Here is a 20,516-nt window from a genome sequence, read left to right as displayed (position 1 = left end):
GGAGCCGCTATGAACTCCAGTCGACCTTATCTGGTCCGCGCGCTCTATGAGTGGATTGTGGACAACGATTGCACCCCGCACATGCTGGTCAATTCCGAGTATCCATCGGTGCAGGTGCCTCAGGGTTTTGCCAGTGACGGACAGATTGTCCTGAACGTATCGCCGGCTGCCGTGCGTCATCTGCACATGGACAACGAAGCGGTCAGCTTCGAAGGGCGCTTCGGTGGCGTGCCGCACACTCTGTACGTGCCTATCGCATCGATCCTGGGTATTTACGCCCGGGAGAATGGTCAGGGCATGGTGTTCGATCTGGAATCGCCTATGGAAGACGTGGAAGATATCGAGCCGGATGATGACATTCCGCCGCCCGACAGCGAACCACCGCGTCCCAGCGGTCGACCCAGTTTGAAAGTGGTGAAATAAAAAAAGGGTGATCCGCGAGGATCACCCTTTTTTATTTCATGTGTCCCGTCCTGAATAAGGTTTACACCTTCTGATCTGTTTTTCAGGAGGACGTAATGGAATCAGCAAAAAGGCGTAGTCAGCGAGACTACACGCTGACCTTTAAATTGTCGGTAGTCGATCAGGTCGAAAAAGGCGAGCTGAGCTATAAAGAGGCTCAGGAGCGCTACGGGATTCAAGGCAAAACGACCGTTCTGACGTGGTTACGCAAGCACGGTCGGCAGGATTGGAGCCCAGGCACATACATTGGCTCGCCGAGGATGGGGTCTATGCCCGACAAAAACCGACCATTAACGCCAGAACAACGCATCAAAGAGCTTGAAGAACAGTTGGCGCTGTCCAATCAGAAAGCGCAGTTTTTCGAGGCGGTCGTGGATGTCTTGAAAAATGACTACGGTCTCTCTGTCGTAAAAAAGCGTCCCGGCAAGTCCTCGCGCAAAAACGAATCCAAAACCTGAGCATCAGCAGGGCTTGCCAGTTCATGGGGATAAGCCGCCAGGCTTACTACAAACGCAATCGCGCCGATGCAGCTCGTCTGGTTCTGGATCAGAAAGTTGCCGATTTCGTTCAACAAAAGCGCCTGCGGCAGCCGCGGCTGGGCACCCGAAAGCTGTATTACTTGCTGCAATGCCAGCCTCAACTTGAGCTGCAAGTGGGGCGAGATCGGCTGTTTTCGATTCTGCGTGAACGGCGTTTATTGGTGGCTCGCAAGCGGGCTTATCACAAGACGACCAATAGTCATCATCGCTTTCACCGCCACCCGAACCTGCTCAAACCAGGTCCTGATCAGGTTGTTCCCTGCGGCCCGGAACAAGTCTGGGTGGCTGACATAACCTATTTGCCAACTCAGGAAGGTGTGGCTTATCTGAGCCTTGTGACGGATGCTTTTTCGCGAAAGATCGTGGGCTATCACGTCCATGAAAGCCTTCATGCCGAGTCGGTAGCACACGCGCTGAGCTGGGCGGTAAAGCACCGTCGGACAGAGCAGCCGTTGGTGCACCACTCAGATAGAGGTATCCAATATTGCTCGGGGATGTACCAAGCGTTGCACGCGAAATACGGCATTCGATGTTCAATGACGGATGGCTATGACTGCTACCAAAATGCCTTGGCAGAGAGGGTCAACGGGATACTGAAGACAGAGCTTATGCTTCAGCGGCCGCAGGATTTGACGCAAGCGAAGAAGATGGTGAGTGAGTCGGTATCGATCTACAACGGCGAGCGACCGCACCTGTCTTTGAAATACAAAACGCCCGATGCGGTGCATCGGGCGTTAGGGTGAAACAGGTGTAAACCTATTTCAGGACTAGACAATGTAGGCGCCAGGCTTGCCGGCGAAGGCGTCTTTAAGAGCACCATCGCCGATAAGCCATATCAGTCAATGTACTCAAACAACTTCACAATCTTCTGCACGCCAGAAACGCTTTGCACCAGATTGGTAGCCTGCGCCGCTTCCTGCTTGGTCAGCAGGCCCAGCAGATAAACGATGCCGTTCTCGGTGACGACCTTGATGCGCGAACCCGGGATGTTCGGGTCGGTGAGCATCTGGGTTTTGATCTTGGAGGTCAGCCAGGTGTCGTTCTGACGGGCAAGGAAACCGGAGGGCGGCAGGACCTGCAGTTCGTTATGCACCTTCTTCACGCGCTGGACCGCGGCGGCAGCCTGTTCGGCCTTGGCCTTGAGCTCGGCAGTCGGTGTTTGCCCGGCGAGCAGCACAACGCCGTTGAAGCTGGTGACGACGATGTGCGAATCGTTGTCCAGGGCAGGATCGGCCTTGGCGACGTTCACGCCGACCTTGGTGTCGATCAGGGAGTCATCGATCTTGCTGCCGAAGGTGCGCGTACCGCGGTCATCTTCAATGGGGGCTTCACGGCTGGCTTTAACCACCGAAGTGCAGCCGCTGATGCCGAGGCACAGGGTCAAGGCCAGAAGGCCTAGGCGATTAGGGGTCATTCTTCACTCCCGAACAGTTGGCTGTCGATCAAATCGCAAAGGCAATGGATCGCCAGCAGGTGGACTTCCTGAATACGTGCGGTGACGTTGGCCGGTACGCGAATCTCGACGTCCTCGGGTAATAGCAACGACGCCATGCCGCCGCCATCGCGACCAGTCAATGCTACGACAATCATTTCGCGATCATGTGCGGCCTGGATCGCTTGAATAATGTTCGCCGAGTTACCGCTGGTGGAAATCGCCAGCAATACGTCACCCGGTTGGCCCAGCGCGCGGATCTGTTTGGAGAAAATTTCGTTGTAGCTGTAGTCATTGGCGATCGAGGTGATCGTCGAGCTGTCGGTGGTCAGCGCAATGGCGGGCAGGCTCGGACGTTCGCGCTCGAAGCGGTTGAGCAGCTCGGACGAAAAGTGCTGGGCATCACCGGCGGAGCCGCCGTTGCCGCAGGAAAGCATTTTGCCCTCATTGAGCAGGGCGTTGACCATTACCTGGCTGGCTTGCTCGATGTGCGGTGCAAGTACGTCCATCGCCATTTGCTTGGTGTCGATACTGGCCTGAAAAAGCTGGCGAATTCGGGATTGCATGTCCATCTGTGTGACCTTAATTAGCGCGGCTACTCGGCACATGAATGTGCAGCCCGCAAAGCAAAGAGCAAAAGTGTTGGGTAAAGGTGTCCGCTTCGGGGTGCAGGCGATCAGCTATCGAAGGCATTCTGCAACCAGTTCAACTGATCGAGGTTGCTGTCGATGGCAACCACGTCGAAGCGGCAGGGGGAATTGGCCCAACGCGACTCGCGCTGAAGAAAATACTGCGCGGCGAAAATCAGTTTCTGCCGTTTGCGCCCATCGATGCTGTCGAGCGCTCCACCCCACTGGGTGTTTTTTCTATAGCGGACTTCAACGAATACTACTGTATCGCCATCAAGCATGACCAGATCAAGCTCGCCGCGTTTACACAACCAGTTCTGCGCCAGCAGGCGCAGACCTTGCTGTTGAAGATGCTCGAGCGCATGGCGCTCGGCATCTTTACCGCTTTGCTGGCGTGACCTGTCAGGCATCAGCGTGAGGTATCCGGCAGGCGTTGAACCTGACCGCTGACGAACTGTGCCCAAGGCAACTGGCGCACCACGCGCTGGTTTTGAGTCATGCCCAGGCTGCCCGACTGACCTTCAATACGGCTGTCCGGCAGTGCCTTGAGTTGCCCCAGTCGCGGTGCCAGGCGATAGGCGTCAACGCCCATTGCGTAGAGGCGGCCGAGGCTGCCGGCGGCTTGCGGCCATTGTGCGGTGACCTGTTTGCGCAGCGGATCATTGGCGTCCAGCAACCATGGGGTTTCGCAGAAGCGGATGCCGTTCATGTCGTTGTACTGGTTCACGTCGCCGCTGGCACTGAACACGTGGGAGGTGGCGTAAACCGGCACATCGCCCGCGTACTGGAAGTTCAAGGTCGGTTTGATCTGCTGGGCCTGTTGCGGAGTAGCAGCCAGGAAGATGAACTCGATGTCCTGACGGCGCGAAGGCTGGGCTGCTATCTGCGAGCCGACGGTGCTTTGCAGGCTCTTGGCGCGACCTTCGCTCTGGCGCAGCTGGAACATGTCGGCAATCTGCTGGGCCAGTTGAACCGGTTGGTCAACGCGCTCGGTCGCGACAATGCTGCCACCGTTGGCTTGCCAGTCCTGGCTGAATGCGCGCAACACGCGATCGCCCCATTCGCCTTTCGGCACCATGATGGCGGCGCGATGCAGGCCGTCGGCGCGAGCGCGACGAGACACTTCACGGGCTTCGTCTTCAGCGGCCAGACCAAATTGGAACAGCTGGGCCGGACCTTGTTCACCTTCGCTGTAGTTCAGCGCCAGGGTGGTGATCGGCAGTTGCGGGCGAGCACTGAGCTGTTTGACCAGTGGTTTTTCCAGCGGACCGACCACCAGTTGCACGCCATCGGCCTGGGCCTTGCGATAGAACTCGTCCATCGAAGTCAGTTTCGAGCTGTCATAGAACTCAATGGCAGGCGGCTTCTGCCCGGCTTGTTGAGCCTGGTAGTGAGCAGCCATGAAGCCTTCGCGCAGTGCTTTGCCGACCGACGCCAGCGGGCCGTCTTGCGGCAGCAGCAGGGCGATCTTGCTCAGGGGCTGGCTGGCCAGTTCCTTGAGCTTGGTCAGTGGCAGAGGCAACTGAATGGCAGCCGGGTGCTTAGGGTTCTGGGCGCGCCAGTTGTCAATCGCGGCTTGCTGCTGTTCCAGGGTTCCGGCGGTTTTCACCGCCAGTGCCAGGCCCATCCAGCCGCCGAGGTCATCATTGGTGGTGGGCTGCAGTTGATCGGTTGGCAGCGAGGCGATCAGGGTCCAGATCGCTTCGTGGTTTTTGGCGGCGGCTTCACCTTCGAGCATGGGTGCGATGAAAATGCGCTCCCGTGCGGCGGCCAGCGTCTGTCCGTCGGCCTCAAGGGCGCGAGCATGGACAGTGCCGGTGCGAACCTGTTGCTCGACCGGCAACTCGCTCAGGCGTTGCAGGCTCGGATGGCTCAAGGCAGTCAACGCCGCCTTGGGCTGATTGCGCGCCATGGCCAGTTCAGCCGCCAGGGTGCTGGCGAAGACCTGTTGGCCTGGCTTGAGTTGTTCCACCGGAACCTGTTGCAGGATTTGCGCGGACTGGCCGGCATTGCCCTGACGATAGGCCTGGTCGGCCGCGCTCAGGCGCAGCAACGCAGCTTTTTCCGGGTCCTTGCTTTGAGCGGCCTGTTCGAGCAGCTGCTCGATACTGGCGTCAGGGGTCCGTGGAAGTTCGCCAAGGCTGGAGGAGGGCGAGCTGGCGCAAGCCGCCAGCAAGGCAGCGAGGCAGAGGGCAGTGAACAGCCGCAGGCAAGCGATCATGTAGTGTTCCTGATACTCGATCAAATTAGCGTGGAATTGTACCCAAGCACTGGCCGGGGCGCGATGTTACTGGCGTGAATCGATCAATTTAGCTCGTACAAATGTTGCAGCGCTGCACAAACGCCTGAAAAACCTGAGGAGGGCGGGGCGATCGCAAGCGCCGCTACGCGCTACAATGTCGCCTTTTACCGATCATGAGGTGTGCGCTTTGACTGCTCCAGGTGCTTTGAATTCCGCTGCTGGCTCGCTTTATGTGGTGGCGACGCCCATCGGCAACCTGGACGACATCAGTGCACGTGCGCTGAAGATCCTGCGCGACGTCGCGTTGATTGCCGCCGAAGACACTCGTCACTCACAGCGCCTGATGCAGCATTTCGGCATTCCCACGCCGCTGGCCGCGTGCCATGAGCACAACGAGCGCGACGAGGGTAGCCGCTTTATCACGCGATTGCTGGCGGGGGATGATGTGGCGCTGATCTCCGATGCTGGCACGCCGCTGATTTCCGATCCGGGTTATCACCTGGTGCGTCAGGCTCGTGCCGCCGGGATCAATGTGGTGCCGGTTCCGGGTGCCTGTGCATTGATCGCGGCATTGTCGGCGGCGGGGCTACCGTCGGACCGTTTCATTTTCGAAGGCTTCCTGCCGGCCAAGGCTGTCGGTCGTCGTGCTCGTCTTGAGCTGGTCAAGGAAGAGCCGCGCACACTGATTTTCTATGAGGCGCCGCATCGCATCCTTGAGTGCCTGCAAGACATGGAGCTGGTGTTCGGTCCTGAACGTCCGGCGTTGTTGGCCCGTGAAATCACCAAAACCTTCGAAACCCTCAAAGGCCTGCCGCTGGCCGAGCTGCGTGAGTTCGTCGAGTCGGACAGCAATCAGCAGCGTGGCGAGTGTGTGGTGTTGGTGGCGGGCTGGTCTGTACCCGAGACCGAGGACGCGGTCAGCAGTGAGGCCATGCGCATCCTCAATCTGTTGCTTGAAGAGATGCCGCTCAAGCGTGCGGCGGCATTGGCGGCGCAAATTACCGGTGAGCGCAAGAATGTGCTCTATCAGGTGGCGCTGGATAAACAGAAGGGCGAGTAAAAACCCGACGCACAGGAGCAGCCAAAGGCGTTTAGCGCTTGTTCTTCGGCCGCTCTGCCGTTAACCTTCGCGGCGGAGAGTCGATTGGACAGTCGCTGCCCTCTATGAAAATTAGGGGGGGGAGGAAAGTCCGGGCTCCATAGGGCGAAGTGCCAGGTAATGCCTGGGAGGCGTGAGCCTACGGAAAGTGCCACAGAAAATAACCGCCTAAGCGCTTCGGCGCCGGTAAGGGTGAAAAGGTGCGGTAAGAGCGCACCGCACGTCTGGCAACAGTTCGTGGCTAGGTAAACCCCACTTGGAGCAAGACCAAATAGGGTCCCAAGGCGTGGCCCGCGCTGGGACCGGGTAGGTTGCTAAAGATGTCCAGTGATGGCCATCGTAGACGAATGACTGTTCAAGACAGAACCCGGCTTACAGATCGACTCTCCACCTTTTTCTCCTCCCTGCTTTAATCATTTAAGCAGGGCGCTGGTAGTAGCATTTTCCCTCCTTCCAGAATCGTTGCCAGAACACTTTCGTAATACCGAAAAAATCTTACTCTTAACAAACTACTTTAACTTTCGAACGCAGCCTTCTGTGCTGATTCAAGTTATTGGGCAAATTCAGCCGTCAGATTGTCGTTACCCCTCCGTTTACCCTCCTAAATCTCAGTTCTGTAAGGCTTTTCCTTTAAACCGCGCCTTGACGGTGCGGTGGCCGCATTCCTATAGTGTGCGCAAGTGGCGGAAAGTGGCATGAAGTGGGTTTTTTGAGCGTAAAACGCTAATATTTGGAGAAACGCTGACGTGTTTCGCGGAGCTAACGCTATCAGTCTCGACGCAAAGGGCCGTCTCGCTATGCCGAGCCGGTACCGTGACGAGCTCGTTTCGCGTAGTTCCGGTCAACTGATCGTCACAATTGATGCCGTTGATCCGTGTTTGTGTGTTTACCCCCTCGATGAGTGGGAAATTATCGAAACCAAACTGCGCGCACTGCCTTCGCTTCGCGAAGAGAACCGCCGCCTGCAACGTTTGCTGATTGGTAATGCCGTCGACCTCGAGCTCGATGGCAGTGGTCGTTTTCTGGTTCCGCCGCGTCTTCGTGAATATGCCAGGTTGGATAAGCGCGCGATGTTGGTAGGCCAACTGAACAAGTTCCAATTGTGGGACGAGGATGCCTGGGATGCGGTTTCTGCCGCTGACCTGGCTGCTATTCAACAACCGGGCGCCATGCCTGATGAACTGCGTGATTTGATCCTGTGACTATTGATAGCGGCTTTAACCACATCACCGTACTGCTTGACGAAGCCGTGGAGGCTCTCGCCGTACGTCCTGATGGCTGCTATCTGGACGGTACGTTCGGGCGCGGCGGGCACAGTCGGTTGATCCTCAGCCAGCTCGGCCCCGATGGTCGGGTCCTCGGATTCGACAAAGATCCTCAAGCGATTGCCACCGGGCAAACGCTAGCGGCCGAAGACGGCCGCTTTGTCGTTGTGCAGCGCAGCTTTGCCGAGCTGGGTTCGGAAGTGGCCGAACGTGGCCTGCACGGCAAGGTCAGCGGCGTGTTGCTCGACCTGGGCGTGTCTTCGCCACAGCTCGACGACCCTGAGCGCGGCTTCAGTTTCCTCAATGATGGCCCGCTGGACATGCGCATGGACCCGTCCCGCGGGATCAGCGCTGCCGAATTCGTCAACACCGCACCGGTGGAAGAGATCGCCCGCGTATTCAAGGAATACGGCGAAGAGCGTTTCTCCGGCCGCATGGCCCGTGCCGTAGCCGAGCGTCGCGACATCAAGCCGTTCGAGCGCACGGCCGACCTGGCTGAAGTCCTGAAAGTCGCCAACCCGGCATGGGAAAAGGGCAAGAACCCTGCCACCCGTGCGTTCCAGGGCCTGCGTATCCACGTCAACAACGAACTGGGCGACCTGGAAGCCGGCCTCGAAGCCGCACTGGACTGCCTGGAGATCGGCGGCCGTCTGGTCGTCATCAGCTTCCACTCGCTGGAAGACCGCATCGTCAAACTGTTCATGCGCAAGCTGGTAAAAGGCGAAGCCGACAACCTGCCGCGCAACCTGCCGGTCCGTCACGTCGCGTTCGAACCGATCATCAAAATCCATGGCAAAGCGCAGTCCGCCTCCGAGGCCGAACTCAAAGCCAACCCACGTTCCCGGAGCGCTGTCATGCGCGTCGCGGAGAAGCTGCGGTGAGCAAGCTTTTCGCCAAGCCTCTTCCCGGCGGAAGCTTTTTCATGCTGCTGCTGTTTATTGGCGTGCTCGTGTCGGCCATCGGCGTGTCGTACAGCGCCCACTGGAACCGTCAGTTGCTGAACTCGCTGTACGCCGAGTTGAGCGTGCGCGACAAGGCGCAGGCGGAGTGGGGCCGGTTGATTCTCGAGCAGAGCACCTGGACTGCGCACAGCCGTATCGAAGTGCTGGCCACCGAGCAACTGAAGATGCGCATTCCCGGCGCCGCTGAAGTGCAGATGGTGGCGCCATGATGAAACTCGAAGGCGCACTGTTCCCATGGCGTTTCCGCCTGGTGCTGGGCTTGCTCGGCATCATGGTCGCGGCGATTTGCTGGCGCATCATCGACCTGCAAGTCGTCGACCGTGCCTTCCTTAAAGGTCAGGGCGATGCGCGCAGCGTTCGTCACATTCCGATTCCGGCTCACCGTGGTCTGATCACCGACCGTAACGGCGAGCCTTTGGCCGTGAGTACCCCGGTCACCACTCTGTGGGCGAACGCCAAGGAAATGCAGCTAGCCAAAGATAAATGGCCAGCCCTGGCGGCCGCGCTGGGCCAAGACCCTAAAGCCCTGGCCGAACGTCTCGAAGCCCAGGCCAACAAAGAATTCATCTACCTGGTCCGCGGGCTGACCCCCGAGCAGGGCCAGTCCGTGCTCGACCTGAAAGTGCCGGGTGTCTACGGCATCGAAGAGTTCCGGCGTTTCTACCCGGCCGGTGAAGTCACCGCACACATGGTCGGCTTTACCGACATCGATGACCACGGTCGTGAAGGGGTCGAACTGGCCTACGACGAATGGCTGGCCGGCGTCCCCGGCAAGCGACAGGTCATCAAGGATCGGCGTGGCCGACTTATCAAGGATGTCCAGGTCACCAAAAACGCCAAGGCCGGCAAGCCCTTGGCGTTGTCCATTGATCTGCGTCTGCAATACCTGGCCAACCGCGAGCTGCGTAACGCGATCATCGAGAACGGTGCCAAGGCCGGCAGCCTGGTGATCATGGACGTGAAGACCGGTGAGATCCTCGCCATGGTCAACCAGCCGACCTACAACCCGAACAACCGTCGCAACCTGCAACCGGCGATGATGCGCAATCGCGCCATGATCGACGTGTTCGAGCCGGGTTCGACCATGAAAGCCATTTCCATGAGTGCAGCGATCGAAACCGGGCGCTGGAAACCGAGCGACACCGTCGAGGTGTACCCGGGCACTTTGCAGATTGGTAAATACACCATCAAGGACGTCTCCAGGTCCGAAGGCCCGGTGCTTGACCTGACCGGCATCCTGATCAATTCCAGTAACGTCGGCATGAGTAAGGTCGCGTTCGATATCGGCGGCGAAACCATCTTCCGCCTCGCGCAGAAAGTCGGCCTCGGCCAGGACACCGGTCTCGGCTTCCCGGGCGAACGCGTTGGCAACCTGCCGAACTACCGCGAATGGCGCAAGGCTGAAACCGCCACGCTGTCCTACGGCTACGGTATTTCCGTGACCGCGATCCAGCTGGTCCACGCCTTCTCGGCCCTGGCCAACAACGGTCGTCTCGCACCGCTGACCCTGATCAAAACCGACAAACCAGCGCAAACCACGCAAGTGCTGCCGGAAGCCGTCGCGAAAACCATGCAAGGCATGCTGACCCAGGTGATCGAGGCTCCGCGCGGTGTATTCCGTGCGCAGGTGCCGGCGTATCACGTGGCCGGCAAGTCGGGTACTGCGCGCAAGACGTCGGTGGGCACCAAAGGCTACGCCGAGAATTCCTACCGCTCACTGTTCGCCGGCTTCGGCCCGATGAGCGATCCGCGCTATGCAATCGTGGTGGTGATCGATGAACCGACCAAAGCCGGTTACTACGGTGGTCTGGTATCGGCCCCGGTGTTCAGCAAAGTGATGTCCGGGACGCTGCGCCTGATGAACATCACCCCGGACAACCTGCCACCGACGCAAACCGCTAACGCCACACCGGTCGTTCCACTGAAAGCCAATGGAGGGCGCGGCTAATGTCTTTGAGCCTGAACAAGATTTTCGCCCACGCCGGCCGCGATCTGTTGATCCGCGAGCTGACCCTGGACAGCCGTAACGTGCGGGCTGGCGATCTGTTTCTCGCCGTTCCTGGCGGCAAGCTCGACGGGCGCGCGCACATCGTCGATGCCTTGCAACGCGGTGCTGCTGCCGTGGCTTACGAAGTCGAAGGCGCTACCGTTTTGCCGATCACCGACGTGCCGCTGATTCCGGTCAAAGGCCTGGCGGCGCAGCTGTCGGACATCGCCGGTCGCTTTTATGGCGACCCGAGCCGGCACCTGAACCTGGTCGGCGTGACCGGCACCAACGGCAAAACCAGCGTCACGCAATTGGTTGCACAAGCCCTGGATTTGCTCGGCCAGCATTGCGGCATTGTCGGCACCCTGGGTACCGGCTTCTACGGTGCACTGGAAAGTGGCCTGCACACCACGCCGAACCCGATCGCCGTGCAAGCGACCATGGCTGACCTGAAAAAGGCCGGCGCCAAAGCCGTCGCCATGGAAGTGTCTTCCCACGGCCTGGACCAAGGCCGCGTGACCGCGCTGGCATTCGATGTGGCGGTGATGACCAACCTGTCCCGCGATCACCTCGATTACCACGGCACCATGCAAGCCTACGGCGAAGCCAAGGCCAAGCTGTTTGCCTGGAACGATTTGAAGTGCCGGGTGATCAATCTCGACGACGAGTTCGGCCGCCAACTGGCTGCGGACAAACGTGAGTCGCGCCTGATTACCTACAGCCTGGTAGATTCCAGCGCTTACCTGTATTGCCGTGAAGCGCAGTTCGATGACGAAGGCGTGCGCGCCACGCTGGTCACGCCTCAGGGCGAACACCATTTGCGCAGCACCTTGCTCGGCCGATTCAACCTGAGCAACGTGCTGGCCGCCGTCGGTGCCTTGCTCGGCCTGGACTACGCACTGGACGAAATCCTCAAGGTCCTGCCGAAACTCGAAGGCCCGGCCGGTCGCATGCAGCGCTTGGGCGGCGGCACTCAGCCGCTGGTGGTGGTCGATTACGCCCACACCCCGGACGCGTTGGAAAAGGTCTTGATGGCCCTGCGTCCACACGCCAAAGGCCGTTTGTTGTGCCTGTTTGGCTGTGGCGGCGATCGCGATCGCGGCAAGCGTCCGCTGATGGCCGAAGTGGTCGAACGTCTGGCCGACGGCGTGCTGGTCACCGATGACAACCCTCGCACCGAAGATCCTTCGTTGATTTTCGATGACATCCGCGCCGGTTTCACCGCTGTGGATAAAGTCACCTTTGTCGCTGGCCGTGGGCAGGCGATTGCCCAGTTGATCGCCAGTGCTTCGGCGGATGACGTGATTGTCCTGGCCGGTAAAGGTCACGAGGACTATCAGGAAATCAATGGCGAGCGTCACGCTTTCTCCGATCTGGTCGAGGCCGATCACGCCTTGACCGCATGGGAGGTGGCCCATGCTTAAAGCGTTGAAACTGAGTGAGCTGACTGGCGCACTGAATGCACGATTGATCGCAGCCGATGCCACGTTCGATGGCGTCAGCATCGACAGCCGCGCGATCAAACCGGGCCAACTGTTTATTGCCCTGGCCGGTCCGCGCTTCGACGGTCATGACTATTTGAACGACGTCGCCAGCAAAGGCGCGGTTGCCGCTCTGGTCGAGCGCGAAGTCGCCGACAGCGCGCTGCCGCAATTGCTGGTCAAGGACACCCGCCAGGCGTTGGGCCAACTGGGCGCGATGAACCGTGCCGCGTTTACCAACCCGGTCGCGGCGATCACCGGTTCCAGCGGCAAAACCACGGTCAAGGAAATGCTCGCCAGCATCCTGCGCACGCGCGGTCCGGTCCTGGCGACCCGTGGCAACCTGAACAACGACCTCGGCGTCCCGCTGACCCTGCTCGAACTCGCGCCGGAACATACCTCGGCCGTCATCGAACTCGGTGCTTCGCGTCTTGGCGAAATTGCCTACACCGTCGGCATGACCAAGCCGCACGTGGCCGTGCTCAACAACGCCGGGACCGCCCACGTCGGCGAGTTCGGCGGGCCGGAAAAAATCGTTGAAGCCAAGGGCGAGATCATTGAAGGGCTGGAGGCCGATGGCGTCGCTGTGCTCAATCTTGACGACAAGGCGTTCGGCATCTGGAAGGCCCGTGCGGCCGGCCGCAAAGTCCTGACGTTCGCCCTGAACAACCCAAGCGCCGACTTCTATGCCAGCGACCTGGATCGCGATGCGCGCGGTTGCCCGGCCTTCAACCTGCACAGTCCTGAAGGTGTGGAGCGCGTTCAACTGAACCTGCTCGGCACTCATAACGTTACCAATGCCATGGCCGCCGCCGCTGCCGCACACGCCTTGGGCGTGTCGCTGTTCGGCATCGCCACCGGCCTCGGCGCGGTGCAACCGGTCAAGGGCCGCACCGTCGCGCAACTGGCCAGCAATGGCATGCGCGTGATCGATGACACGTACAACGCGAACCCCACCTCCATGTGCGCCGCCGTTGATATACTCGCCGGCTTTTCCGGCCGCACCGTTCTGGTGCTCGGAGATATCGGCGAACTGGGCGATTGGGCAGAGCAGGGGCACCGCGATGTGGGCGAGTACGCCCACGGCAAGGTTTCCGCGCTTTACGCCGTTGGACCACTGATGGCTCACGCCGTGAACGCTTTCGGTCCACAGGCCTTTCACTTCAGCACTCAGGCTGAGCTGATCAAGGCCCTGGGCGCCGAGCAAGACACAAACACCACCATTTTGATCAAGGGCTCGCGCAGCGCTGCGATGGAAAACATCGTCGCCGCTTTGTGCGGGTCCAGTCTGGAGAAACATTAATGCTGCTGCTGCTAGCGGAGTATCTGCAACAGTTCTACAAAGGCTTCGCGGTCTTTCAGTACCTGACCCTGCGCGGGATCCTCGGTGTGCTGACCGCGCTGGTTTTGTCCCTGTGCTATGGCCCGTGGATGATCCGCACTTTGCAGAACCGTCAGATCGGTCAATCCGTTCGCCACGACGGTCCACAATCGCACTTGTCCAAGTCGGGCACCCCGACGATGGGCGGTGCACTGATCCTGTCGTCCATCGGCGTCAGCACCTTGCTCTGGGCTGACCTGAGCAACCGTTATGTCTGGACCGTGTTGCTGGTGACGTTGCTGTTCGGCGCTATCGGCTGGGTCGACGACTATCGCAAAGTGATCGAGAAAAACTCCAAAGGCCTTCCGAGCCGCTGGAAATACTTCTGGCAGTCGGTGTTCGGCCTGGGCGCGGCGATCTTCCTTTATATGACCGCTGCGACGCCGGTGGAAACGACCCTGATCCTGCCGATGCTCAAGGACTACAGCATTCCGCTGGGCATAGGCTTCGTCGTTCTGACCTATTTCGTGATCGTCGGCTCGAGCAACGCGGTCAACCTGACCGACGGCCTCGACGGTCTGGCGATCATGCCGACGGTGATGGTCGGCGGCGGTCTTGGCATCTTCTGCTACCTGTCCGGTAACGTGAAATTCGCTGAATACCTGCTGATTCCGTATGTGCCGGGCGCCGGTGAGTTGATCGTGTTCTGCGGTGCCTTGATCGGTGCGGGCCTCGGTTTCCTCTGGTTCAACACCTATCCGGCGCAGGTCTTCATGGGCGACGTCGGCGCGCTGGCGCTGGGCGCGGCCCTGGGCACCATCGCGGTGATCGTCCGTCAGGAAATCGTCCTGTTCATCATGGGCGGCGTGTTCGTGATGGAAACCCTGTCCGTGGTTATCCAGGTTGCTTCTTTCAAGCTGACCGGTCGCCGTGTGTTTCGCATGGCACCCATTCACCACCATTTTGAACTCAAGGGCTGGCCCGAGCCGCGTGTGATCGTCCGTTTCTGGATCATCACCGTGATTCTCGTACTGGTCGGCCTTGCCACCCTGAAGCTGAGGTAGAACGAGTGTCTCTGATCGCTTCTGACCACTTCCGCATCGTTGTCGGCCTCGGCAAGAGCGGCATGTCCCTGGTTCGCTTCCTGGCGAACCGGGGCACGTCGTTTGCTGTGGCCGATACGCGGGAAAATCCACCGGAACTGGCCGCGCTCAAGCGTGACTATCCGCACGTGGAAGTGCGTTGTGGCGAGCTGGACGTCGAGTTCCTGTGCCGTGCCGACGAACTCTACGTGAGCCCCGGCCTGGCGCTGGCGACTCCGGCCCTGCAGGCTGCCGCCGCCCGTGGCGTGAAATTGTCCGGTGACATCGAGCTGTTCGCGCGTAACGCGAAGGCGCCGATTGTCGCCATCAGCGGTTCCAACGCGAAAAGCACTGTCACCACCCTGGTCGGCGAGATGGCGGTGGCGGCGGGCAAGCGTGTCGCTGTCGGTGGCAACCTCGGTACGCCGGCGCTGGATTTGCTCAGCGACGACGTCGAGTTGTACGTGATGGAGTTGTCGAGCTTCCAGCTCGAAACCACCGATCAACTCAACGCCGAAGTGGCGACCGTGCTCAACGTCAGTGAAGACCACATGGACCGCTACAGCGGTCTGCCGGCCTATCACCTGGCCAAGCACCGGATCTTCCGTGGCGCGAAACAGTTTGTGGTCAACCGTCAGGACGCCCTGAGCCGTCCGCTGATGGGCGAGGGCCAGCCTTGCTGGACCTTCGGTTTGAGCAAGCCCGATTTCAAGGCTTTCGGTATCCGCGAAGAAGACGGCGAGAAGTACCTGGCCTTCGAATTCCAGAACCTGATGCCGGTGCGCGAGTTGAAAATTCGTGGCGCCCACAACCAGGCCAACGCGTTGGCAGCATTGGCCCTGGGCCATGCCGTCGGCCTGCCTTTCGACGCCATGCTCTCGAGCCTGCGCACCTTCGCCGGGCTGGAACATCGTTGCCAGTGGGTTCGTGAGCTGGACGGCGTGAGCTATTACAACGATTCCAAAGCCACCAACGTCGGCGCCGCACTGGCGGCCATCGAAGGCTTGGGTGCGGACATCGACGGCAAACTCGTGCTGATCGCCGGTGGCGATGGCAAGGGTGCCGAATTCAAGGATCTGCGGGATCCGGTGGCAGCCAATTGCCGCGCCGTGGTCCTGATGGGCCGTGACTCTGACTTGATCGGCCAGGCCATCGGCGATGCCGTGCCGCTGATTCGCGTCGGTTCGCTGGATGAAGCGGTTGCCCAATGCCGCGCCATCGCCGAACCGGGTGACGCCGTGCTGCTGTCGCCCGCCTGCGCCAGTTTCGACATGTTCAAGAATTACGAAGACCGTGGTCACCAGTTCGTCCGCGCCGTGGAGGATCTGGTATGAGCCTGATGAACATCATCAAGCCTTATCCGTCGCCGATCATCACCGGACGCGGGATCGACCTCGACTTCCCGATGCTCGCCGGTTGCCTGGCCTTGATCGGTCTCGGGCTGGTGATGATTGCCTCGGCGTCGACCGAAGTGGCGGCCGTGCAGTCGGGCAGTGCCCTGTACTACATGATTCGCCACTTGATCTACATCGTGCTGGGCCTGGGTGCCTGCGTCGTCACCATGATGATTCCGATCGCCACCTGGCAGCGCCTGGGCTGGCTGATGCTGCTCGGCGCATTCGGTTTGCTGGTAATGGTGATCATCCCGGGGATCGGCCGTGAAGTGAACGGTTCGATGCGCTGGATCGGTTTCAGTTTCTTCAACGTCCAGCCATCCGAGATCGCCAAGGTGTTCGTGGTGATCTACCTCGCCGGTTATCTGGTGCGTCGCCAGAAAGAAGTGCGGGAAAGCTGGATGGGCTTCTTCAAGCCGTTCATCGTGCTGCTGCCCATGGCCGGTCTGTTGCTGATGGAACCGGACTTCGGCGCCACCGTTGTCATGATGGGCGCGGCGGCTGCGATGCTGTTCCTCGGCGGGGTCGGACTGTTCCGTTTCTCCTTGATGGTGGTCCTGGCGGTCGGGGCGGTGGTGCTGTTGATTCAAGTTCAGCCGTATCGAATGGCGCGTCTGACCAACTTTGCCGATCCATGGGCCGACCAGTTCGGTGCCGGCTATCAGTTGTCGCAGGCGTTGATCGCGTTTGGTCGCGGCGAATGGCTGGGCGTTGGCCTGGGCAACAGCGTGCAGAAACAGTTCTACCTGCCGGAAGCCCACACCGACTTCGTGTTCTCAGTCCTTGCCGAAGAGCTGGGTGCCGTGGGTTCCTTGTGCACGGTGGCGTTGTTCGTCTTTGTTTGCGTGCGTGGCATGTACATCGGCTATTGGGCCGAGAAGGCCAAGCAATTCTTCGCCGCCTACATCGCTTATGGCCTGTCGTTCCTGTGGATCGGCCAGTTCCTGATCAACATCGGGGTGAACGTCGGCCTGTTGCCGACCAAAGGCCTGACCCTGCCGTTCCTCAGTTATGGCGGCAGTTCGTTGGTGATTTGCGGTGCCTGTCTCGGCTTGTTGTTGCGCATCGAGTGGGAGAGTCGAACCCACCTGGGCAGCGAAGAGATGGAGTTCCATGAGAGCGACTTCGCCGAGGAGCCGACCCATGGGCGCTAACGTCTTGATCATGGCGGGCGGTACCGGTGGCCACGTGTTCCCGGCGCTGGCGTGCGCCCGCGAATTCCAGGCCCGCGGTTACACCGTGCACTGGCTCGGAACCCCGCGCGGGATTGAGAACGACCTGGTGCCGATGGCCGGTATCGAGCTGCATCGGATCAACGCCACCGGTCTGCGCGGCAAGGGCAAGTTGTCCCTGCTCAAGGCGCCGTTCATGGTGCTCAAATCCGTCTGGCAGGCGCGGGCGATCATTCGTCAGCTGCGGCCAGTGTGCGTGGTCGGCTTCGGTGGTTATGTGACCGGCCCCGGTGGCGTTGCAGCCAAACTGGCCGGCGTGCCGGTGATCGTTCATGAACAGAACGCCGTGGCCGGTACCGCCAATCGGTTGCTGGTGCCGTTGGCCGCCCGAGTCTGTGAAGCGTTCCCCGACACCTTTACCCTGTCGGACAGCCGTCGGACCACCGGTAACCCGGTGCGCACCGAGCTGTTCCTCGAAACACAGCGCCCCGCCCTGGCGGGTCGCAAGGCGCGTTTGCTGATTCTGGGCGGAAGCCTGGGCGCAGAGCCTTTGAACAAGTTGCTGCCTGAAGCCCTGTCGCAAGTCGCCCCCGACCTGCGCCCGGAAGTGTTTCATCAGGCCGGCAAAAACCACGATGAAGTGACTGCAGAGCGCTATCGCGCGGCTGGCGTCGAGGCGCAAGTGCAGCCTTTCATCAAAGACATGGCCCAAGCCTATGGCTGGGCCGACCTGGTGGTGTGCCGCGCAGGCGCATTGACCATCAGTGAGCTGGCTGCCGCCGGTCTGCCCTCGATGCTGGTGCCATTGCCCCACGCGATCGACGATCACCAGACCCGCAACGCCGATTATTTGGCCCGTGAAGGCGCTGCCTTCCTGATGCCGCAAAGAACGACTGGCGCAGCGGATCTTGCCGCACGCCTGACAGAGGTCCTGATGCAACCACAACGACTCAACGACATGGCCACTGCGGCACGCCGCCTGGCCAAACCCGATGCCACCCGTAACGTGGTCGATACCTGCCTGGAGGTGGCCCATGGTTGAGAAACAGAAAGCCATGCCGCAACCGGAAATGCGCCGCATCCGTCGCATCCACTTCGTCGGCATCGGCGGCGTGGGCATGTGCGGCATCGCCGAAGTGTTGTTGAACCTGGGCTATGAAGTGTCCGGTTCCGACCTGAAAGCTTCGCCCGTGACCGAGCGTCTCGAGTCTTTTGGCGCGCACATCTTTATCGGTCACCGTGCTGAAAACGCCGCTGCCGCTGACGTGCTGGTGGTATCCAGCGCCGTGAACACGTCCAACCCGGAAGTCGCCACCGCGCTGGAACGTCGCATCCCTGTGGTGCCACGCGCAGAAATGCTGGCCGAGCTGATGCGCTATCGCCACGGCATCGCCGTCGCCGGTACGCACGGCAAAACCACCACCACCAGCCTGATCGCTTCGGTGTTCGCGGCCGGTGGCCTGGACCCGACGTTCGTCATCGGTGGCCGCCTGAATGCCGCGGGCACCAATGCCCAGCTTGGCACCAGCCGCTACCTGATCGCCGAAGCCGACGAAAGCGACGCCAGTTTCCTGCACTTGCAGCCGCTGGTGGCCGTGGTCACCAACATCGACGCCGACCACATGGCGACCTATGACGGTGACTTCAACAAACTGAAGAAAACCTTCGTCGAGTTCCTCCACAACCTGCCGTTCTACGGTCTGGCGGTGGTGTGCCTGGACGATCCGGTGGTGCGTGAAATCCTGCCGCTGGTGAAACGCCCGACGGTCACCTATGGCTTCGGCGATGACTGCGACGTGCGCGCCATCAATGTGCGCCAGCAAGGCATGCAGACCTTCTTTACCGTACTGCGCCCTGATCGCGAGCCGCTGGATGTCTCGGTGAACATGCCGGGTAACCACAACGTGCTGAACGCGCTGGCAACCATCTGTATCGCCACCGACGAGGGCGTCAGCGATGAAGCCATCGTCCAGGGCCTGTCCGGCTTCCAGGGTGTCGGTCGACGCTTCCAGGTCTACGGCGAACTGCCGGTCGATGGCGGCAACGTCATGCTGGTCGATGATTACGGTCACCACCCGACCGAAGTCGCGGCCGTGATCCAGGCCGTCCGCGGTGGCTGGCCGGAGCGCCGTCTGGTGATGGTTTACCAGCCGCACCGTTACAGCCGTACCCGCGACCTGTACGACGATTTCGTCAATGTACTGGCCGATGCCAACGTCTTGCTGCTGATGGAAGTCTACCCGGCCGGTGAAGAACCGATTCCGGGCGCCGACAGCCGCAAGCTGTGCAACAGCATTCGTCAGCGCGGTCAGCTCGACCCGATCTACATCGAGCGCGGAGTCGACCTCGCGCCACTGGTCAAGCCGCTGCTGCGTGCCGGCGACATACTGCTGTGCCAGGGCGCCGGTGATATCGGTGGTCTCGCCCCGAAACTGTTGGCCAGTCCGCTATTTGCGGGTGCTGTTGCCGCGCCGACTGCGGGGAAGTTGAAATGACTGCTGCCTACGCCAACCTCGTCTCCACGGTCGCGCCGAAAGACTTCGGCCGCGTCGCCGTGCTGTTCGGCGGCAAAAGTGCGGAGCGTGAGGTGTCCCTGAAGTCGGGCAACGCGGTACTCGACGCGCTGCTGAGCGCCGGTGTGGATGCGTTCGGCCTCGATGTGGGCGATGACCTGCTGCAGCGTTTGCTGAACGAAAAGATCGACCGCGCCTTCGTCATCCTCCACGGTCGTGGCGGTGAAGACGGCAGCATGCAGGGCCTGCTCGAATGCCTGGGTATTCCCTACACCGGCAGCGGCATCCTGGCTTCGGCACTGGCCATGGACAAGCTGCGGACCAAACAGGTCTGGCACAGCCTCGGTATCCCGACGCCATGTCACGCGGTACTGAGCTCAGAGGCTGATTGTATTTCGGCAGCGACGGAACTGGGCTTCCCTTTGATCGTCAAACCGGCCCATGAAGGTTCAAGTATCGGGATGGCCAAAGTGACGTCCGCGTCGGAATTGATCGACGCCTGGAAAGCGGCCAGTACCTACGATTCGCAAGTGTTGGTCGAGCAATGGATTCAAGGTCCGGAGTTCACCATCGCCACCCTGCGTGACCAGGTGTTGCCACCGATTGCCCTGGGCACCACGCACAGCTTCTACGACTACGACGCCAAGTACGTGGCTTCCGATACTCAGTACCGGATCCCGTGTGGCCTGGACAGCACCAAGGAAAAAGAACTGATGGACCTCACGGCGAAAGCCTGTGAGGCGCTGGGTATCGCCGGTTGGGGCAGGGCAGACGTGATGCAGGACGCCGACGGGCAGTTCTGGTTCCTCGAAGTCAACACCGCACCGGGCATGACCGATCACAGCCTGGTGCCGATGGCGGCCCGTGCCGCCGGTCTGGATTTCCAGCAACTGGTTCTGGCGATTCTGGCCGCAAGTATCGAGGCGCGGGGTTAAG

At 60.5% G+C, this 20,516-nt stretch carries 18 protein-coding genes, 1 other RNA gene and 1 pseudogene; 16 read left to right on the top strand and 4 right to left on the bottom strand.

Features of this window, described 5'->3' with window-relative positions:
* Positions 1 to 9: 9 nt before the first annotated feature.
* Together RHP74_RS25805 and RHP74_RS25800 are read left to right on the top strand one after the other, a co-directional pair.
* A complete protein-coding gene (locus RHP74_RS25805) occupies positions 10 to 423 on the top strand; it encodes a ClpXP protease specificity-enhancing factor (protein ID WP_010458147.1) in 414 nt (137 codons plus the stop codon).
* A 95-nt stretch (positions 424 to 518) separates the two neighbouring features.
* A pseudogene (locus RHP74_RS25800) lies at positions 519 to 1,772 on the top strand (IS3 family transposase).
* 64 nt (positions 1,773 to 1,836) lie between these two features.
* Here RHP74_RS25800 and RHP74_RS25795 read toward each other — a convergent pair.
* From RHP74_RS25795 to RHP74_RS25780, 4 genes are all read right to left on the bottom strand, one after another.
* A complete protein-coding gene (locus tag RHP74_RS25795; RefSeq protein ID WP_010458144.1) occupies positions 1,837 to 2,415 on the bottom strand; it encodes a BON domain-containing protein in 579 nt (192 codons plus the stop codon).
* The gene (locus RHP74_RS25790; protein ID WP_008025961.1) at positions 2,412 to 3,005 is read right to left on the bottom strand and encodes a phosphoheptose isomerase; all 594 of its coding nucleotides are present in this window, start codon (positions 3,003 to 3,005) and stop codon (positions 2,412 to 2,414) included. Before RHP74_RS25790 ends, RHP74_RS25795 begins: the two co-directional genes overlap by 4 nt.
* Positions 3,006 to 3,109: 104 nt before the next feature.
* Positions 3,110 to 3,472 carry a YraN family protein gene (locus RHP74_RS25785; protein WP_007904371.1) on the bottom strand — a complete coding sequence of 121 codons (363 nt, stop codon included), beginning with the start codon at positions 3,470 to 3,472 and terminating at the stop codon, positions 3,110 to 3,112.
* A complete protein-coding gene (locus tag RHP74_RS25780; protein WP_311096621.1) occupies positions 3,472 to 5,283 on the bottom strand; it encodes a penicillin-binding protein activator in 1,812 nt (603 codons plus the stop codon). The genes RHP74_RS25785 and RHP74_RS25780 overlap by 1 nt, the downstream gene beginning before the upstream one ends.
* A gap of 175 nt (positions 5,284 to 5,458) precedes the next feature.
* Between RHP74_RS25780 and rsmI the strand changes: the two genes are divergently transcribed.
* The 14 genes from rsmI to RHP74_RS25710 all read left to right on the top strand — a co-directional run bounded on the left by rsmI (position 5,459) and on the right by RHP74_RS25710 (position 20,515).
* Positions 5,459 to 6,364 (top strand): 16S rRNA (cytidine(1402)-2'-O)-methyltransferase, encoded by a 906-nt coding sequence (gene rsmI, locus RHP74_RS25775; RefSeq protein ID WP_167362276.1) that lies wholly within the window; start codon positions 5,459 to 5,461, stop codon positions 6,362 to 6,364.
* Between the two features lie 76 nt (positions 6,365 to 6,440).
* Positions 6,441 to 6,794: RNase P RNA component class A (gene rnpB, locus RHP74_RS25770), an RNA gene on the top strand.
* A 355-nt stretch (positions 6,795 to 7,149) separates the two neighbouring features.
* Complete coding sequence (gene mraZ, locus RHP74_RS25765; RefSeq protein ID WP_008025967.1) at positions 7,150 to 7,605, top strand: division/cell wall cluster transcriptional repressor MraZ; 456 nt, start codon at positions 7,150 to 7,152, stop codon at positions 7,603 to 7,605.
* Positions 7,602 to 8,549 carry a 16S rRNA (cytosine(1402)-N(4))-methyltransferase RsmH gene (rsmH, locus tag RHP74_RS25760; protein ID WP_010458133.1) on the top strand — a complete coding sequence of 316 codons (948 nt, stop codon included), beginning with the start codon at positions 7,602 to 7,604 and terminating at the stop codon, positions 8,547 to 8,549. The genes mraZ and rsmH overlap by 4 nt, the downstream gene beginning before the upstream one ends.
* Positions 8,546 to 8,839, top strand: coding sequence for a cell division protein FtsL (gene ftsL / locus RHP74_RS25755; protein ID WP_010458132.1), 294 nt, complete (start codon positions 8,546 to 8,548; stop codon positions 8,837 to 8,839). The genes rsmH and ftsL overlap by 4 nt, the downstream gene beginning before the upstream one ends.
* The gene (locus tag RHP74_RS25750) at positions 8,839 to 10,578 is read left to right on the top strand and encodes a penicillin-binding protein 2 (RefSeq protein ID WP_311100558.1); all 1,740 of its coding nucleotides are present in this window, start codon (positions 8,839 to 8,841) and stop codon (positions 10,576 to 10,578) included. Before ftsL ends, RHP74_RS25750 begins: the two co-directional genes overlap by 1 nt.
* Positions 10,578 to 12,041 carry a UDP-N-acetylmuramoyl-L-alanyl-D-glutamate--2,6-diaminopimelate ligase gene (locus tag RHP74_RS25745; RefSeq protein ID WP_311096619.1) on the top strand — a complete coding sequence of 488 codons (1,464 nt, stop codon included), beginning with the start codon at positions 10,578 to 10,580 and terminating at the stop codon, positions 12,039 to 12,041. The genes RHP74_RS25750 and RHP74_RS25745 overlap by 1 nt, the downstream gene beginning before the upstream one ends.
* The gene (murF, locus tag RHP74_RS25740) at positions 12,034 to 13,401 is read left to right on the top strand and encodes a UDP-N-acetylmuramoyl-tripeptide--D-alanyl-D-alanine ligase (RefSeq protein ID WP_311096617.1); all 1,368 of its coding nucleotides are present in this window, start codon (positions 12,034 to 12,036) and stop codon (positions 13,399 to 13,401) included. Before RHP74_RS25745 ends, murF begins: the two co-directional genes overlap by 8 nt.
* Positions 13,401 to 14,483 carry a phospho-N-acetylmuramoyl-pentapeptide-transferase gene (gene mraY, locus RHP74_RS25735; protein ID WP_010458126.1) on the top strand — a complete coding sequence of 361 codons (1,083 nt, stop codon included), beginning with the start codon at positions 13,401 to 13,403 and terminating at the stop codon, positions 14,481 to 14,483. The genes murF and mraY overlap by 1 nt, the downstream gene beginning before the upstream one ends.
* Positions 14,484 to 14,488: 5 nt before the next feature.
* Positions 14,489 to 15,835, top strand: coding sequence for a UDP-N-acetylmuramoyl-L-alanine--D-glutamate ligase (gene murD / locus RHP74_RS25730; RefSeq protein WP_311096616.1), 1,347 nt, complete (start codon positions 14,489 to 14,491; stop codon positions 15,833 to 15,835).
* Complete coding sequence (ftsW, locus tag RHP74_RS25725; RefSeq protein ID WP_010458121.1) at positions 15,832 to 17,049, top strand: putative lipid II flippase FtsW; 1,218 nt, start codon at positions 15,832 to 15,834, stop codon at positions 17,047 to 17,049. Before murD ends, ftsW begins: the two co-directional genes overlap by 4 nt.
* Positions 17,039 to 18,109, top strand: coding sequence for an undecaprenyldiphospho-muramoylpentapeptide beta-N-acetylglucosaminyltransferase (gene murG, locus RHP74_RS25720; protein WP_010458119.1), 1,071 nt, complete (start codon positions 17,039 to 17,041; stop codon positions 18,107 to 18,109). The genes ftsW and murG overlap by 11 nt, the downstream gene beginning before the upstream one ends.
* The gene (gene murC / locus RHP74_RS25715; protein WP_311096614.1) at positions 18,102 to 19,562 is read left to right on the top strand and encodes a UDP-N-acetylmuramate--L-alanine ligase; all 1,461 of its coding nucleotides are present in this window, start codon (positions 18,102 to 18,104) and stop codon (positions 19,560 to 19,562) included. The genes murG and murC overlap by 8 nt, the downstream gene beginning before the upstream one ends.
* Complete coding sequence (locus RHP74_RS25710; protein WP_311096613.1) at positions 19,559 to 20,515, top strand: D-alanine--D-alanine ligase; 957 nt, start codon at positions 19,559 to 19,561, stop codon at positions 20,513 to 20,515. The genes murC and RHP74_RS25710 overlap by 4 nt, the downstream gene beginning before the upstream one ends.
* The last annotated feature ends 1 nt before the right edge of the window (position 20,516 follow it).

The sequence above is a fragment of the Pseudomonas sp. SG20052 genome, from assembly GCF_031766055.1.
Lineage (GTDB): Bacteria > Pseudomonadota > Gammaproteobacteria > Pseudomonadales > Pseudomonadaceae > Aquipseudomonas > Aquipseudomonas mandelii.
The sequence above is the reverse complement of the archived record's forward strand: the minus strand, read 5'-3'. Positions and strand labels throughout refer to the sequence as shown.

Excerpts from the sequence above, each read along its gene's own strand:
- RHP74_RS25805 (WP_010458147.1), top strand. The coding sequence starts at position 10 with ATGAACTCCAGTCGACCTTATCTGGTCCGCGCGCTCTATGAGTGGATT.
- RHP74_RS25795 (WP_010458144.1), bottom strand. The coding sequence starts at position 2,415 with ATGACCCCTAATCGCCTAGGCCTTCTGGCCTTGACCCTGTGCCTCGGC.
- RHP74_RS25790 (WP_008025961.1), bottom strand. The coding sequence starts at position 3,005 with ATGGACATGCAATCCCGAATTCGCCAGCTTTTTCAGGCCAGTATCGAC.
- RHP74_RS25785 (WP_007904371.1), bottom strand. The coding sequence starts at position 3,472 with ATGCCTGACAGGTCACGCCAGCAAAGCGGTAAAGATGCCGAGCGCCAT.
- RHP74_RS25780 (WP_311096621.1), bottom strand. The coding sequence starts at position 5,283 with ATGATCGCTTGCCTGCGGCTGTTCACTGCCCTCTGCCTCGCTGCCTTG.
- rsmI (WP_167362276.1), top strand. The coding sequence starts at position 5,459 with ATGTCGCCTTTTACCGATCATGAGGTGTGCGCTTTGACTGCTCCAGGT.
- RHP74_RS25750 (WP_311100558.1), top strand. The coding sequence starts at position 8,839 with ATGAAACTCGAAGGCGCACTGTTCCCATGGCGTTTCCGCCTGGTGCTG.
- RHP74_RS25745 (WP_311096619.1), top strand. The coding sequence starts at position 10,578 with ATGTCTTTGAGCCTGAACAAGATTTTCGCCCACGCCGGCCGCGATCTG.
- murF (WP_311096617.1), top strand. The coding sequence starts at position 12,034 with ATGCTTAAAGCGTTGAAACTGAGTGAGCTGACTGGCGCACTGAATGCA.
- mraY (WP_010458126.1), top strand. The coding sequence starts at position 13,401 with ATGCTGCTGCTGCTAGCGGAGTATCTGCAACAGTTCTACAAAGGCTTC.
- ftsW (WP_010458121.1), top strand. The coding sequence starts at position 15,832 with ATGAGCCTGATGAACATCATCAAGCCTTATCCGTCGCCGATCATCACC.
- murG (WP_010458119.1), top strand. The coding sequence starts at position 17,039 with ATGGGCGCTAACGTCTTGATCATGGCGGGCGGTACCGGTGGCCACGTG.
- murC (WP_311096614.1), top strand. The coding sequence starts at position 18,102 with ATGGTTGAGAAACAGAAAGCCATGCCGCAACCGGAAATGCGCCGCATC.
- RHP74_RS25710 (WP_311096613.1), top strand. The coding sequence starts at position 19,559 with ATGACTGCTGCCTACGCCAACCTCGTCTCCACGGTCGCGCCGAAAGAC.